The organism is Ramlibacter sp. (genome assembly GCF_036676645.1).
Classification (GTDB): Bacteria; Pseudomonadota; Gammaproteobacteria; order Burkholderiales; family Burkholderiaceae_C; genus Ramlibacter.
The window spans coordinates 36,781-50,404 of the sequence record NZ_JAKFCM010000093.1; the positions used below are offsets into that span (position 1 = coordinate 36,781).

Annotated in this window: 13 protein-coding genes, 1 tRNA gene and 2 riboswitches; of the genes, 10 read left to right on the forward strand and 4 right to left on the reverse strand. The window is 69.8% G+C overall.

Translation table 11 applies throughout. The features are described from left to right. The first annotated feature begins 52 nt into the window (after positions 1 to 52). The 3 genes from fdxA (at position 53) to V6M57_RS13635 (ending at position 3,089) form a co-directional block, all read left to right on the forward strand. Positions 53 to 376 (forward strand): ferredoxin FdxA, encoded by a 324-nt coding sequence (gene fdxA, locus V6M57_RS13625; RefSeq protein WP_332815541.1) that lies wholly within the window; start codon positions 53 to 55, stop codon positions 374 to 376. 70 nt (positions 377 to 446) lie between these two features. Continuing rightward, positions 447 to 1,550 carry an NAD(P)/FAD-dependent oxidoreductase gene (locus V6M57_RS13630; protein ID WP_332815542.1) on the forward strand — a complete coding sequence of 368 codons (1,104 nt, stop codon included), beginning with the start codon at positions 447 to 449 and terminating at the stop codon, positions 1,548 to 1,550. An 83-nt stretch (positions 1,551 to 1,633) separates the two neighbouring features. After that, positions 1,634 to 1,737, forward strand: a riboswitch (TPP riboswitch). 56 nt (positions 1,738 to 1,793) lie between these two features. Next, positions 1,794 to 3,089 (forward strand): purine-cytosine permease family protein, encoded by a 1,296-nt coding sequence (locus V6M57_RS13635; RefSeq protein WP_332815543.1) that lies wholly within the window; start codon positions 1,794 to 1,796, stop codon positions 3,087 to 3,089. On the opposite strand, the gene thiD is transcribed toward V6M57_RS13635, so the two are convergent. From thiD to thiM, 3 genes are read right to left on the reverse strand one after another with little or no spacing between them, the layout of a single operon-like run. After that, positions 3,086 to 3,922, reverse strand: a complete 837-nt coding sequence (gene thiD / locus V6M57_RS13640; protein WP_332815544.1) for a bifunctional hydroxymethylpyrimidine kinase/phosphomethylpyrimidine kinase — start codon at positions 3,920 to 3,922, stop codon at positions 3,086 to 3,088. The genes V6M57_RS13635 and thiD overlap by 4 nt on opposite strands. Further along, positions 3,919 to 4,563 carry a thiamine phosphate synthase gene (gene thiE / locus V6M57_RS13645; RefSeq protein ID WP_332815545.1) on the reverse strand — a complete coding sequence of 215 codons (645 nt, stop codon included), beginning with the start codon at positions 4,561 to 4,563 and terminating at the stop codon, positions 3,919 to 3,921. The genes thiD and thiE overlap by 4 nt, the downstream gene beginning before the upstream one ends. Then, positions 4,557 to 5,390 (reverse strand): hydroxyethylthiazole kinase, encoded by an 834-nt coding sequence (thiM, locus tag V6M57_RS13650; RefSeq protein WP_332815546.1) that lies wholly within the window; start codon positions 5,388 to 5,390, stop codon positions 4,557 to 4,559. The genes thiE and thiM overlap by 7 nt, the downstream gene beginning before the upstream one ends. Positions 5,391 to 5,438: 48 nt before the next feature. Next, a riboswitch (TPP riboswitch) is annotated at positions 5,439 to 5,541 on the reverse strand. 228 nt (positions 5,542 to 5,769) lie between these two features. Here thiM and V6M57_RS13655 point away from each other — a divergent pair. The 5 genes from V6M57_RS13655 (at position 5,770) to V6M57_RS13675 (ending at position 11,069) form a co-directional block, all read left to right on the forward strand. Beyond that, positions 5,770 to 7,860: a TonB-dependent siderophore receptor gene (locus tag V6M57_RS13655; protein ID WP_332815547.1), complete on the forward strand. Its 2,091-nt coding sequence runs from the start codon at positions 5,770 to 5,772 to the stop codon at positions 7,858 to 7,860. A gap of 40 nt (positions 7,861 to 7,900) precedes the next feature. Further along, a tRNA-Asn gene (locus V6M57_RS13660) sits at positions 7,901 to 7,976 on the forward strand. 279 nt (positions 7,977 to 8,255) lie between these two features. After that, positions 8,256 to 8,924 (forward strand): hypothetical protein, encoded by a 669-nt coding sequence (locus V6M57_RS13665; RefSeq protein ID WP_332815548.1) that lies wholly within the window; start codon positions 8,256 to 8,258, stop codon positions 8,922 to 8,924. A gap of 233 nt (positions 8,925 to 9,157) precedes the next feature. After that, a complete protein-coding gene (locus V6M57_RS13670; RefSeq protein WP_332815549.1) occupies positions 9,158 to 10,222 on the forward strand; it encodes a GNAT family N-acetyltransferase in 1,065 nt (354 codons plus the stop codon). Between the two features lie 67 nt (positions 10,223 to 10,289). Further along, positions 10,290 to 11,069 carry a ZIP family metal transporter gene (locus V6M57_RS13675; RefSeq protein WP_332815550.1) on the forward strand — a complete coding sequence of 260 codons (780 nt, stop codon included), beginning with the start codon at positions 10,290 to 10,292 and terminating at the stop codon, positions 11,067 to 11,069. 121 nt (positions 11,070 to 11,190) lie between these two features. Here V6M57_RS13675 and V6M57_RS13680 read toward each other — a convergent pair whose 3' ends face one another. After that, positions 11,191 to 11,859 (reverse strand): helix-turn-helix transcriptional regulator, encoded by a 669-nt coding sequence (locus tag V6M57_RS13680; RefSeq protein ID WP_332815551.1) that lies wholly within the window; start codon positions 11,857 to 11,859, stop codon positions 11,191 to 11,193. Positions 11,860 to 12,093: 234 nt separating this feature from the next. Between V6M57_RS13680 and aat the strand changes: the two genes are divergently transcribed. Together aat and V6M57_RS13690 are read left to right on the forward strand one after the other, a co-directional pair. Next, on the forward strand, positions 12,094 to 12,840 hold the full coding sequence (aat, locus tag V6M57_RS13685) for a leucyl/phenylalanyl-tRNA--protein transferase (RefSeq protein ID WP_332815552.1): 747 nt from the start codon (positions 12,094 to 12,096) through the stop codon (positions 12,838 to 12,840). Then, positions 12,837 to 13,586 carry an arginyltransferase gene (locus V6M57_RS13690; RefSeq protein ID WP_332815553.1) on the forward strand — a complete coding sequence of 250 codons (750 nt, stop codon included), beginning with the start codon at positions 12,837 to 12,839 and terminating at the stop codon, positions 13,584 to 13,586. The genes aat and V6M57_RS13690 overlap by 4 nt, the downstream gene beginning before the upstream one ends. Positions 13,587 to 13,624 lie beyond the last annotated feature (38 nt).

Here is a 13,624-nt window from a genome sequence, read left to right on the forward strand (position 1 = left end):
CGCAGGCCGGCCGTTAAAATTCGGGGTTTTCCCCAGCGATGACCGCAAGCACATGACCCACGTCGTCACCGAACAATGTATCCGCTGCAAGTACACCGACTGCGTGGATGTCTGCCCCGTGGACTGTTTCCGCGAAGGGCCCAACATGCTGGTGATCGACCCGGATGAATGCATCGACTGCGCGGTCTGCATCCCCGAGTGCCCGGTGAACGCCATCTACGCCGAGGAGGACGTCCCGGCCGACCAGGTGTCGTTCATCAAGCTCAACGCCGAACTGGCGCCCGCCTGGAAGAGCATCACCAAGCGCAAGCCGGCGCTGGACGACGCCGAGGAATGGAAGGACAAGCCGGGCAAGCTCTCCGAGCTGGTCCGCTGATCGAGAAACGCCCCTCACCCGGCCCGCCCCGTGGCGGGAGAGGGTGGAAACGGAGCAAGCTAGTATTGCGATGGAACCCCGACTCAGCCAAGAAGTGATCAAGACCGCCGCCGAGCATGACGGCCCCATCGAGACCGACGCCGTGATCGTCGGGGCCGGCCCGGTCGGGCTGTTCCAGGTCTTCGAACTGGGGCTGCTGGAGATCAAGGCCCACGTGATCGATTCGCTCGCCTACCCCGGCGGCCAGCCGGTCGAGCTGTATCCGGACAAGCCGATCTACGACATCCCGGCCATTCCGGTGTGCACGGGCAAGGAGCTGACGGACGCGCTGCTCAAGCAGATCGAGCCTTTCGGCGCCACCTTCCACCTGGGCCAGACCGTCACCGAGCTCCAGAAGCAGGACGACGGCCGCTTCTTCGTGCGCACGTCCAAGGGCACGCAGTTCCTGACCAAGACCGTCTTCATCGCCGCCGGCGTGGGTGCCTTCGAGCCGCGCACGCTCAAGGTGGAGGGCCTGGACAAGTTCGAGGGCTCGCAGCTGTTCTACCGGGTGCGCAACCCGGGCAAGTTCGCCGGCCTGAACCTGGTGATCGTCGGCGGCGGCGACTCGGCGCTGGACTGGACGCTGAACTTCGTCGCCGACGGTCCGAACAAGGCCGGGAGCGTGATCCTGGTCCACCGCCGCGATGGCTTCAAGGCGGCGCCGGCGTCGGTCGCGAAGATGAAGGAGCTGTGCGAGCAGTACGAGATGCAGTTCATCGTCGGCCAGGTCACCGGCTACGAGGAGAAGGACGGCTGTCTCTCGGGCGTCAAGGTCACCGGCGCCGACGGCGTCACGCGCGTGGTGCCGCTGGACGTGCTGCTGGTGTTCTTCGGCCTGTCGCCCAAGCTCGGCCCGATCGCCGACTGGGGCCTGGACCTCGAGCGCAAGCAGGTGGTGGTGGATACGGAGAAGTTCTCCACCAGCGTCCCCGGCATCTTCGCCGTGGGCGACATCAACACCTACCCCGGCAAGAAGAAGCTGATCCTCTCGGGTTTCCACGAGTGCGCCCTCGCCGCCTTCGCCGCCGCGCCCATCATCTTCCCCGAGAAGGGCAAGATCCACCTGCAGTACACCACCACCTCGCCCAAGCTGCACAAGGTGCTGGGGGTGGAGTCGCCGGTGTTCGATTGAGCCGCACGGCAATCACGACGCGACAAGGGCCCTGCGGGGCCCTTGTCCATGGCGGCTTACAATCCGCGCCGCATCCGCAAGGGTGCATCCGCTAGGGGTGTTGCTGCCTGCCCCGGGCAGCGACTGAGACAGTCCCTTCGAACCTGACTGAGGTAATCCTCGCGCAGGGAAGCCGGCCACCTGCAGCGTCCTTCGCGGACCTGCCTCCAGCCCGCCCCCGCGCGACCGCCTGGAGAGATCGCGATGGCCAGCCCGCCTGCCGCAGCAACGCTGCCCGTTCCCGCCGCCAACCGGGCGCTGACGCCGCTGCCCGCGGCCGAGCGCGTCTTCGGCTGGCGCGAGCACGCATCCCTGTGGTTCAGCCTGGGGGTCGGCCTGCTGGTGATGCAGGTCGGTGCCTACCTCGTGCCCGCGCTCGGTCCGCGCGACGCCCTGCTGGCCATCGTGGCCGGCTCGGTCATCGGCGCCGGCCTGCTGGCCTGGGTCGCCAAGCTGGGATGCGACAGCGGCCTGGCCAGTGCCGGGCTGATGCACGCGGTGTATGGCAGCGGCTTCGCACGCCTGCCCATCGTCCTGAACATCGTGCAACTGCTCGGATGGGGGACGTTCGAGCTGGTCGTGATGCGCGACGCTACGGTGGCCATCGCCGCGCGGGGCGGAGACACCGTGCCCTGGTGGCCGTGGGTCGCCACGCTCGCCTGGGGTGGCCTGCTGGCCCTGCTGGTCTCCGGCTCGATGGTGCGGCTGGTGCGCCAGGTGGTCTCGCGCGTGGCGCTGCCGCTGGTGGTGCTGTCGCTCGTCTGGCTCAGCTGGCAGTTCCTGGGCATGGCCCGGGCCCAGGGCTGGGCGGCCTTGTGGCAGCGACCGGGCACGGGCGGCATGGGCGTGCTGCCGGCCCTGGACCTGGTGATCGCGATGCCGATTTCCTGGCTACCGCTGGTGGCGGACTATGCCCGGCACGGATCGAGCGGGCGTGCCGCCCTGAAGGGAACCTGGCTGGGCTACGCCGTGGCCAACAGCTGGTGCTATGCACTCGGCGTGCTGGTGGCGCTGACGCTGCCCAGCCAGGACCTGGTCACCGCGCTGCTGCTGGCGCAAGGCGGCCTGGTCGCGCTGTCGCTGATCCTGGTCGACGAAGTGGACAACGCCTATGGCGACGCTTACTCGGGCGCGGTGTCCGGCCACAGCCTGGCGCCGGGCTGGAGCATCCGGCGCTGGGGACTGGCGATCGCCGCCGCCTGCACGGCCATGGCCCTGGTGCTGCCCATGCACAGCCTCGAGCCCTTCCTGCTGATGCTCAGCTCCGTGTTCGTGCCGCTGTTCGGCGTGATGCTGGGGCGCCTGTCCTTCGGCACCGATGCCGTGGCCCTGCTCGCGCGGGCGCGCCGCGCCGAGGCCGTGCCGATCGCGATCTGGGTCGCCGGCATCGCCACCTACCACGCCTGCAGCCGGTTCGCGCCGGCGCTGGGCGCCGCCCTGCCCGCGCTGGCGCTGACCTTCGCGCTGGCCTGGGCCACGCGGCCGCGGACGAAAGCCTAGGCCGGCCGCACGCGAGAGGCTTCCGGCGCGAAGCCGTGGTTGAGCGGGCCGTGCCCCTGGCCGGTGCGAACGCCGGCGCCCGCCAGCATCGCCGAGCGCACGTAGGCGCGGGCCTGGGTGACCGATTCCACCAGCGGCAAGCCCAGGGCCAGCCCGCAGGCGATCGCCGACGACAGCGTGCAACCGGTGCCGTGCGTGTTGGGGCTGGCGATGCGGGGACCGCGCAGCGTGACGCAAGCCGGCTCCGCCCCGCGCTGGGCGAGCAGGTCCACCACTTCCTCGCCCGGCAGGTGGCCGCCCTTGAGCAGCACGGCCTGCGCCCCCAGCGCGAGGAGATCCGCGGCCGCGGGCGGCAGCGCCGCTGCGTCGGCAAGCTGCCGCCCCAGCAGCAGCGCGGCCTCGTCGAGGTTGGGCGTGACGACCTCGGCGCGGGGAAACAGTTCGCGCACCAGCACCTGCACGGTCTCCTGCGCGATCAGGCGATCGCCGCTGGTGGCCACCATCACCGGATCGAGCACGACGTGCGGCAGGCCGTAGCCGTCGATCGCCCAGGCGACCACCTCCACGATTTCCGGCGCGTGCAGCATCCCGACTTTCACCGCGTCGACGCCGATGTCCTCGATCACGGCCTGCAGCTGCGCCTTCAGGAAGTCCGGCGGCACTGCGTGGATGCCGCGCACGCCCTGCGTGTTCTGCGCCGTCAGTGCCGTGATGGCCGTCATGCCGTAGCAGCCCAGCGCGGCGAAGGTCTTCAGGTCGGCCTGGATGCCGGCGCCGCCGCCGCTGTCGGAGCCGGCGATCGAGAGCACGCGCACGTACCGTTCCTGCATCATGCCGCCTCCATGCGCTGGTGGAAGGTCTCGGCCGCCGCGCGCGGGTCCTCGGCTGCGCACAGCGCACTCACGACCGCCAGGCCGTCGGCGCCGGCACGCAGTACCTCGGCCGCGTTGCCCGGGTGGATGCCGCCGATCGCCACCAGCGGCAGCCGGGTCATCGTGCGTACGCGACTCAGCCCTTGCAGGCCCCAGGCCGGCAGGGTGTCGGTCTTGGTGGGGGTGTCGAACACGGGGCTCACGCCCAGGTAGTCGACCGGCAGGCTCGCGCTGCGGACCACGTCATCGGGCGTCTCCACCGACCAGCCGATGAATGCGTGCGATGGCAGCAGCCCCCGCGCGACCTCGGGCGGCATGTCGGACTGCCCGAGGTGCACGCCGTCGGCGCCGCAGGCCAGGGCGACGTCGATCCGGTCGTTGATCACCAGCGGGATGCCCAGCGGCGCGAGCAGGCGCTTCAGGGCCACGGCGAGCGCCACGAACTCGCGCGTGCCGGCTTCCTTCTCGCGCAGCTGCACGCAACTGGCGCCGCCCTGCACCGCAGCCGCCACCACCGCCTCCAGGCTGCGCGCGCCGCAACAGCGGCGATCGGTCACCAGGTACAGGCGCAGGCTGCGCCGCAGCGCATCGCCTGCTACCACGGCCCCACCTCGAGCCGCAGCCGCCGCTCGAACTCGGCCTGCGGCAGCAACTGCAGGGCGTCAAGCAGCAGCGCCTGCATGCTGCCGACGCCGGCGTTCGCGGCCTGCGCCTGCTGCGCCGCCAGCTCGCCGGCCACGCCCAGCAGCGCCATGGCCGCCGTGGTGGCCCGCCACGCATCCGGCTGCACGGCGCAGAACGCGCCCACCAGGGCGGTGGCCGAGCAGCCGATGCCGGTGATGCGCGTCATCCACTCGTGGCCGTTGGACAGGCGGCTCCAGCGCCGCTGCGCATCCAGTACGTGGTCGGTGGCGCCGCTGACGCAGACCACGCCGCGGGTGCGCTGCACCAGGGCCTGCGCCGCGCCCAGCGCGTCGCCGGCGCCGGCGCTGCTGTCGACCCCGCGCGTGCGGATGGCGGCGCCGGCCGTGCTCATGATCTCGGAGCCGTTGCCGCGGATCACCGTCGGCGCGGCCGCGGCGATCAACCGCTCCAGCGTCTGGTTGCGGTACGGGGTGGCGCCGGCCCCCACCGGGTCGAGCACGACGGGGATGCCGCGCGCCGCCGCAGCGACCATGGCCAGCTCCATGCTGCGCACCCAGTAGGGGTCCAGCGTGCCGATGTTGACCACCAGCGACTGCGCGATGCCTGCCATGTCGGCGACCTCCTCGTGCGCGTGCGCCATGACCGGCGATGCACCGGCCGCGAGCAGCACGTTGGCGTTGAGGTTGATCACCACCAGGTTGGTGATGTTGTGGACCAGCGGCGAACGCGCGCGCACGGCGGCGATGTCGGCCCAGAGGTCGGAGGCGGTCAGGTGTTGCGTCACGTCGTCTTCCTTCGGTGGCAGCCGGGTCGGCGACGGTGGGGAGAGGGCCCGGTGGGGCTGGCGCTTCCCTACGCTGGCATGACCCAGGTCAGGTTCAAAGAGTGTTTCTCAGTCCCCCGGCGCACGCCGCAGGACACCTCTAGCAGCGTGGATTATGCGCCGTCCGGCCAACCGCTAGAATTCGCAGCTCTTCACCGGTCCCGGTGAAGTCCGCTAGGGGTGTTGCCGCGTCCGCGCGGCGGCTGAGACAGTCCCTTTGAACCTGATTGAGGTAATCCTCGCGCAGGGAAGCAAGCACAGGGCGGCGCTCGCGATCCACGACCGCAGCAGCACGCCGCCCCCGCTGGCCCACCTGCCACCCGACGTTGAAGGAAACGGCGTGGCACGACTCCAACCGATCCCGGGCGCAGTGGCGCTCTTGTTCGCGCTGACCGCAGCGCAGGCGCAGGAACCGACCCTGCGCCCCCTCACGATCACCCCGGCCGCAGTGCCGGCAGCAGCCGACGTCACCGGCTTCGGCGACTTCCCGCGCAAGGAAGTGCCCGTGTCGACCACGGTCGTTTCCAGCCAGGAGATCGAGGCGGCGGGCGCCCGCCGGCTGGCCGACCTGACGCGTTTCGACAGCTCGGTCGGCGACGCCTACAACGCAGCGGGCTACTGGGATTTCCTGTCGGTGCGTGGCTTCACCCTGAACAACCAGTTCAACTACCGGCGCGAGGGCCTGCCCATCAATGCGGAGACCATGATCCCGCTGGACAACAAGGATCGCATCGAGATCCTCAAGGGCACCAGCGGCATCCAGGCCGGCACCAGCGCCCCGGGCGGGCTGGTCAACTACGTGGTCAAGCGGCCCACCGCCCGTGACCTGCGCGAGGTCCGGCTGGAGGCGACCCAGCGCGCCAGCCTGCTGGGCGCCGCCGACCTGGGCGGGCGCTTCGGCGCCGGCCAGGCGTTCGGCTACCGGCTGAACATCGCCCAGGAAAAGCTGCGGCCGCTGGTGCGCAACACCGATGGCGAGCGCAGCCTGCTGGCCCTGGCCACCGATTGGCGCCTGTCGGCCGATTCGCTGCTGGAAGGCGAGGTGGAATGGAGCCAGCGCGCCCAGGCCAGCCAGACCGGCTTCAGCCTGCTGGGCAACGTGCGGCCCGGGCCGGTCGATCCTCGGCTGAACCTGAACAACCAGCCCTGGACCCCGCGCTCGCAATTCGATGCCCTCACCGGCACCCTGCGCTTCACCCAGGCCCTGGGCAGCGACTGGCGCTGGACCGCGCAGCTCGGCACGCAAAGGCTGAGGACCGACGATTACACCGCCTTCCCCTTCGGCTGCATGGCCGAGGGCAACTTCGACCGCTTCTGCTCCGACGGCAGCTTCGACTTCTGGGATTTTCGCAGCGAGGACGAGCGGCGCCGGCGCGACGCGGCCGCCCTCCGGCTGGCGGGCAGTCTGGAGACCGGTGCCGTGAAGCACGAACTGTCGGCCGGCATCCTGCGCCACCGCACGCGCGACCGGTTCCAACCGCAGGCCTTCAACTTCGCCGGAATCGGCACCATCGACGGGAACACCGTGGTGGCGCCCAACCCGGCCACCGGCTTCATCGTGCCGGATCGCGACGAGCACGCGACCGAGATCCACCTGCAGGACGCGATCCGCTGGAACGATCGGCTCGCCACCTGGCTCGGCCTGCGCCACACGCGACTGGATCGCGGCTACCGCCAGAGCCTTACCACGCCTTGGGCAGCAGCCAGCTACCGGGTCGGCGGCCTGGTCGCGTACGGCAGCTGGGGCGAAGGCGTCGAGTCCTGGCAGGTCACGACCAATCCCGTGTTCGCGCTGGCCAACGCCGGCCAGGTGCTGCCGGCGGCCCGGTCACGGCAGGCCGAGATCGGCCTGCGCGGCGGGGATGCTGCGCTGGGCTGGCAGGTCGCGCTGTTCCGGATCCGCAGGCCGATGACCAATTTCGACTTCTGCACGCGCACCTTCAGCTGCCTGGCCGGCGAATACGACGGCTCCGCCGTGCACCGCGGCCTGGAGGCGTCGGCGCAGTGGGCGCGGGGTCCCTGGCGCCTGCAAGGCGGCGCGACGCTGTTGCGCGCCCGCCGGGAAGGCAGCGTGTACGAGCCGGCCACCAACGGCCGGGAGCCGGTGAACGTGCCCGGATTCGTGCTGCGCGCCACGGCGGCGTACCGCCTGGCCGCCCTGCCCGGCCTGGAACTGCAGGGACACGTCTCGCACGAAGGTTCGCGCGCGGTGCTGGCCGACGGCTCCTTCGAAATTCCTGCCTGGACCCGCCTGGACACCGCGCTGCGCTACGAGCAGCGCATCGGAACGACGCAGGCCACCTGGACCCTGGGCGTGCACAACCTGCTGGACCGCCGCTACTGGCGCGAGGCGCCCTACCAGTTCTCGCACGTGTACCTGTACCCCGGCGCGCCGCGCACCGTCCGCCTGTCCTTTGCGGCCGCGTTCTGAAGAAGCCGCGAAAAAGATACCGCTATAATCGCGGGCTCATTCCCCGATAGCTCAGTCGGTAGAGCGCCGGACTGTTAATCCGTAGGTCCCTGGTTCGAGCCCAGGTCGGGGAGCCACCTAACCGCACTGCGAACACTGGTCTGTGTACCCGCGTTCAGCAGTGCCTCCGGTCGGTAATCGATCGTCACGCCGCCGGCGTCGAGGGTCATCCGATCGATGAACGCGCCCAGGAAGGCGCGTTTTTTTTGCTCGTCCGCCGCCGCGAACGCTCCTCAGGCCTACGTCGATGCCCTAGCCTTCTTAGGCCTAATCCCACGCAAGGGTCTGCCCGGCCCTGACACATTCAGTTACTGATCCAGCAGTGGGGCTCGGTGCCCTCTGTGCACGAGAACGATATGCATGCTGCGCAGGACATCGATATCGAGTTGACTGAACTGGAGCGCGACCCCACGGACCGATGGCTACTCATAGAGGCCATGTCTCATCGCATCCTTCGACATGGCAACGTGGATGTCTGGAGGCGCCTATTCATCGGCTCCCACTACAAGTCAATCCAATATGAAGCGGAGGAGTTGACCCTTCTCGCCGCTGACGCGGCTCTGGTGTCTGCAGATCCTCAGGAGAGCGAACGGCTCCTCGCGCAACTCGGTGGCGAGAAGCAACCATCCAGACGAGTGGACATGCTTCTGAGTTTCAGGGATGCGCCGGCGGCCGTGCGTGCCGCGGTTACCCTGCAGCGCGTATCCGGCGGCCATTTGCTGCGGACGAAAGTCAGGACGTGTCTGTGCAACGTAGCGAGTTTCGAACTTGACGGTACTGTGCGCAGACGCGTGTTTGGGCACGAGATAGACGCAGTCGAGGAAGCGTTGTCAGAGGCGGCGCGCGGGGTCGTGACCCTTTCAGCCCGGACCTACGAGCTAGTCGGTGAGAGCCTGTCGGCGCAGCTGAAGAACGCGATGATCGCAACCGAGATAGACGACGGGACCGTTACTCGCGCCTACATCGCGCTGACTCCGGACGCGGCTGCTCCATTGAGCACATTCGCTGGTCTGGGACTCAGCTGAACGCGCTTTCCAGCCCCCTACTTCGCGTCGATCGGCCCGGTGCACGCCAGGTCGGGGAGCCAAATCCAGCAAGGCCCCGCACGAACGTGCGGGGCCTTTGTTCTTCCGGCTGCGACGGCCACGCGCACGGTCGGGTACTGGCCCGATGGAGCTACCTCAGGCACCGACCCCCGGCGGCAAGATGGAGCGTCCAACAACGCACCGGGCCGCCTGCGATCCAGGGGGCCGCACGAATGAAGATCACGGTCACGTCGCCGGATGAACTCGGCCAGGCGGAGGTGGCGCGCTGGCGTGAGCTGCAACTGAGCACGCCGACGCTGGCCAGCCCCTGCTTCTCCCGAGAATTCGCCGTCGCCGTCGCAGCGGTCCGACCCGATGTCCGGGTCGCCGTGCTCGAGCAGGACAACCGGGTGCTCGGCTTCTTTGCGCATCAGCAGCGATGGAGCGCGGGCGAGCCGGCCGGCGGCCGGCTTTCGGATCACCACGGCGTCGTTGCCGCGCCCGGCACGCAATGGGACTGGGCCGAACTGCTGCGGGCGTCCGGGCTCTCGTTCTGGCAGTTCGACCACCTCGCCGCGTGGCAGCGTCCGCCGGGGCCGGTTGCCCAGGCCAGTTCGCCCGGACTCGACCTGTCCCGCGGCTTCGAGGCCTACCGGCAGGGCCGGCTGGCCGCCGGCGCGCGGCGCCTGGCCGAACTGCCGCGCAAGTCGCGCAAGCTGGCTCGCGAAGTGGGTCCGCTGCGCTTCGAGTCCAACACGCGGGATCCGCGGGTGCTCCAGACGGTGATCCGGCTCAAGTCCGAGCAGTGCCACCGCACCGGCGCACTCGATTGCTTCGGCTCGCATTGGGCGCGCGAACTCGTCACGCGCATCGCCGCGGCGGACCATCCCGAGTTCGCCGGCCGCCTGTCGGCCCTGTACGCGGGCGATGCGCTCGTCGCGGCGCACCTGGGCATGCGCTCGAGTCGCACCTGGCACTGGTGGTTCCCCGTCTACAGCCATGCGCACGCGGCGTACTCCCCCGGCGCGCTGCTGCTGCTGGAAGTAGCCAGGGCCGCCGCCGCCGAAGGCTGCGGCCTGCTCGACCTCGGCAAGGGCGACGAACCCTACAAGACCAGTTTTGCGGATTGCGCGTTGCCGCTGGTCGAAGGCCTCGTCAGCCGGCCCACGCTGGTGACCCTGGGCCGCAGCCTGAAGAAGCGCACCGGCGCCTGGTTGCGCAGTTCGCCCTGGGCCACTCCGCTGCGGCCCCTGATCGCGCGCCGCCAGCCGGATCGCCACCCGCTGACGCTCCGCTGATGGAGCGGAGGTTCCGGCGCTCGTTCGACGGACCCCCGAGCACGCACCAACGCACCGGAGCCGCCCGATGGAATTCGCCACGCTGCTCGCCATCGCCCTGGCCGGCGCGCTGGCGTCGCCGCTCGGCGGTGCACTGGCGCTGTGCAGGCGACCGACCACCCTGGCGCTGTCCATTGCCGTGGGCTTCGCCGCCGGTGCCTTGCTGGGCGCGTTCGCATTCGAAATGCTGCCCAGGGCCGCGCAGATGGCCTCGCTGCCGATCGCCGTGGCCGGTTTCACGGGCGGCTTTGCATTCCTCTATGCACTGGACCTGTTCGTGCAACGCGGCGCCAGCGCCGGTGACAAGGCTTCGCAACGGGACTGGGTCCGCAGCATCCGGCGGCGGCGGCGGCCGCGCGGCGACGAGGTGACCGTGCTGGCCGGCGGCACCAGCGCCGAGGAGATCATCGAAGGCCTCACGATCGGGGTCAGCGCGGCGACCGATGCGTCGGTCGGCATCGTGGTCGGGATGGCCATCGTGATCGACAACTTCAGCGAGGCGCTGAGCATCGGCGAACTGATCCGGGAGAAGGACGGCGAGCGCCCGGCGCGCCGCATCCTCGGCTGGACCGGCCTGATCGGCGCCGCCCTGTTCGCGGCGGCCATGGCAGGCTGGTTCCTGCTGCGCCATCTCTCGCAGGACCTGCTCGGTCTGCTGCTGGCCGGCGGCGCCGGCGCGATGTTCTACCTCACCACCACCGAACTGGTGCCGGAAGCCGAAAGCCACCAGTTCCAGCAGTCGTCCGCCATTGCCGCCGCAGCCGGCCTGCTCGTCATCTTCTCCCTTTCGCACCTGTCCGCACGGTGAACGCCAGGTGCGTGGCGCGAGCCCCGCGCCCGCTCGGCTCGCGCCGCCGCTCCGGCCGATCAGGGGCCTTCAGTTGGCCTTGATCCGGCTTTGGACCCTGGCCTTGTGCATCGTCGGCCAGTCAGGTTCCGGAAATGGGCTGGTCGAGCTGGTGCCTGGCCGCGTACGCATGCAGGCTCAGCCGGTTGCGCACGCCCAGCTTGCGGTAGATGGACGTCAGGTGGTTGCGCAGGGTGTGCTCGCTGATGCACAGCCGGCCGGCGATCACCTTCCCGGATGCCGGCGCGTTGCACAGGACCGCCAGGATCAATTGGCGCTCGCGCGCGGTGAGGGCCGCGATCCGGGCCTGCTCCGCATCGGCGGGCGGGTCGCCCACAGTGCCGAGGCGGCCCCACGCCGGCGCGGGTCGGCCGTCCGGCCCACCGGCCGAGTTCGCCGCTTCGATGGCAGCCACCACCTCGGGTGGCGGGTCGCTCTTGCGAACGACCGCCTTGATGCCCAGGCCACCGAACTGGTCGAGCACCGCCGACGGCCGGCGCGAGGTGAGCAGCAGCACGGGGAACCGCCGGGTGGCATGCAGCAGGGCTTCCTCGCCATAGCCTTCGTCCAGATCGACCACCAGGACGTCGACGGGCCCCCCGGGAGGGGACGCGAGCGCTTCCGCGAGCGTCGGTGCGGAGCCGGTCATGTGGATGCCGGCACAGGCCGTCCGGACCAGTTTCTCGAAGCCCCAGCACAACATGGCTGGAGCGACGACGAATACGTGGATCGGCCGGCTCGCGTCGCTCATGGAATCTCCCACTGCGCGCGTCGATGCTACGCAGGCGCGCTGTGGGCCCTCCGGATCTTGCATCCGGTTTCCGGGCTTGCGAAAAGCAGCGAAGCTCGAGAGGTGCGAGGCCCGGCCCGGATTGGCCCCTCGTCGCGGTACGCGGGCACCTGAGGGCCGGCTGGCCATTCGATGCGGCGGCAGCGGCCTGCCTCGACGTTTCAGGAACAATGGAGGCCAGACATCCCTGGTCCCATGAAGCTTCCCTGGCTCGAGCCCGGCGATCCCTTTCCTCCCGCCCGGCGGGCCTGGGGTCCGCACGACCCCGCGCCGGGACTGCTGGCCGCGGGTGGGGCGCTCGACGTCGACACACTGCGGCGCGCCTATGGCGGCGGCATCTTTCCCTGGTTCAGCGAAGGCCAGCCGATCCTGTGGTGGAGCACGGATCCGCGCATGGTGCTGTTCACCGCGGAGTTCCGGCTGCACCGCTCCCTGCGCAAGACCCTCAGGCGTTTCGTCGACGACCCGCGCTGCCAGGTGCGCTTCGACACTTCGTTCGCCGAGGTGATCCGCGCCTGTTCCAGCAGCCTGCGCGACGGCCAGTCGGGTACCTGGATCGTGCCGGACATGGTGAGCGCCTACGAGGACTTCCACGCCGCCGGCCATGCGCACAGCGTGGAGACCTGGATCGACGGCGAGCTGGCCGGCGGGCTCTATTGCGTGGCGATCGGGCAGGCGGTGTTCGGCGAGTCCATGTTCACGCGGGTGCCCGACGCCTCCAAGATCGCATTGGCGGCGCTGGTGGCGTTCTGCCTTGCGCACGGCATCGACCTGATCGACTGCCAGCAGAACACACGCCACCTGGCGTCGCTGGGCGCCCGGGAAATCCCCCGCGCGGAGTTCGTGGCGGCGGTGGCGGCGCGCACGCAGCGCACGCCGCCGGCGTGGGAATTCGACCCCGTATACTGGCGCGAACTCCTGTTGCCGAAGCCCGTCGCGTGACGCTCCTCAAGGACCTTCCGCTCCAGACCCTGCAGTTCTACGCGACGGCACCCTACCCGTGCAGCTACCTGCCGGGCAAGCAGGCCCGCTCGCAGGTGGCCACGCCGAGCCACCTGATCCACAACGACGCCTATTCCGACCTGGTGACCAGCGGCTTCCGCCGCAGCGGCATGTTCACCTACCGGCCCTACTGCGACGGCTGCCGGGCCTGCGTGCCGCTGCGCGTGCTGGCCGAGCAGTTCAAGCCCGATCGCAGCCAGCGCCGCGCCTGGGCGCGCCACCGCAACCTGCAGGCGCGCGTGCTCAAGCTGTGCTTCGTGCCCGAGCACTACCAGCTGTACCTGCGCTACCAGAGCGGCCGCCATGCCGGCGGCGGCATGGACCACGACAGCATCGACCAGTACACCCAGTTCCTGCTGCAGAGCCGGGTCAACTCGCGGCTGGTGGAGTTCCGCGAGACCCTGCCCGATGGCTCGTCCGGGCCGCTTCGGATGGTGTCCATCCTGGACGTGCTGGGCGACGGCCTGTCCGCGGTCTACACCTTCTACGAACCCGAGGGCGCGGCCAGCTACGGCACCTACAGCGTGCTTTGGCAGATCGATCAGGCCCGCAAGCTGAAGCTGCCGCACGTCTATCTCGGCTACTGGATCGCGCAGAGTCCCAAGATGGGCTACAAGGCCCGCTTCCAGCCGCACCAGGTGTTGCAGGAAGGCCGCTGGGTGGAAGGCCGGGCGACGGGGTCTTGATTTCACAAAGTAAAATGCGCGGAACGCACCAGCCGTTT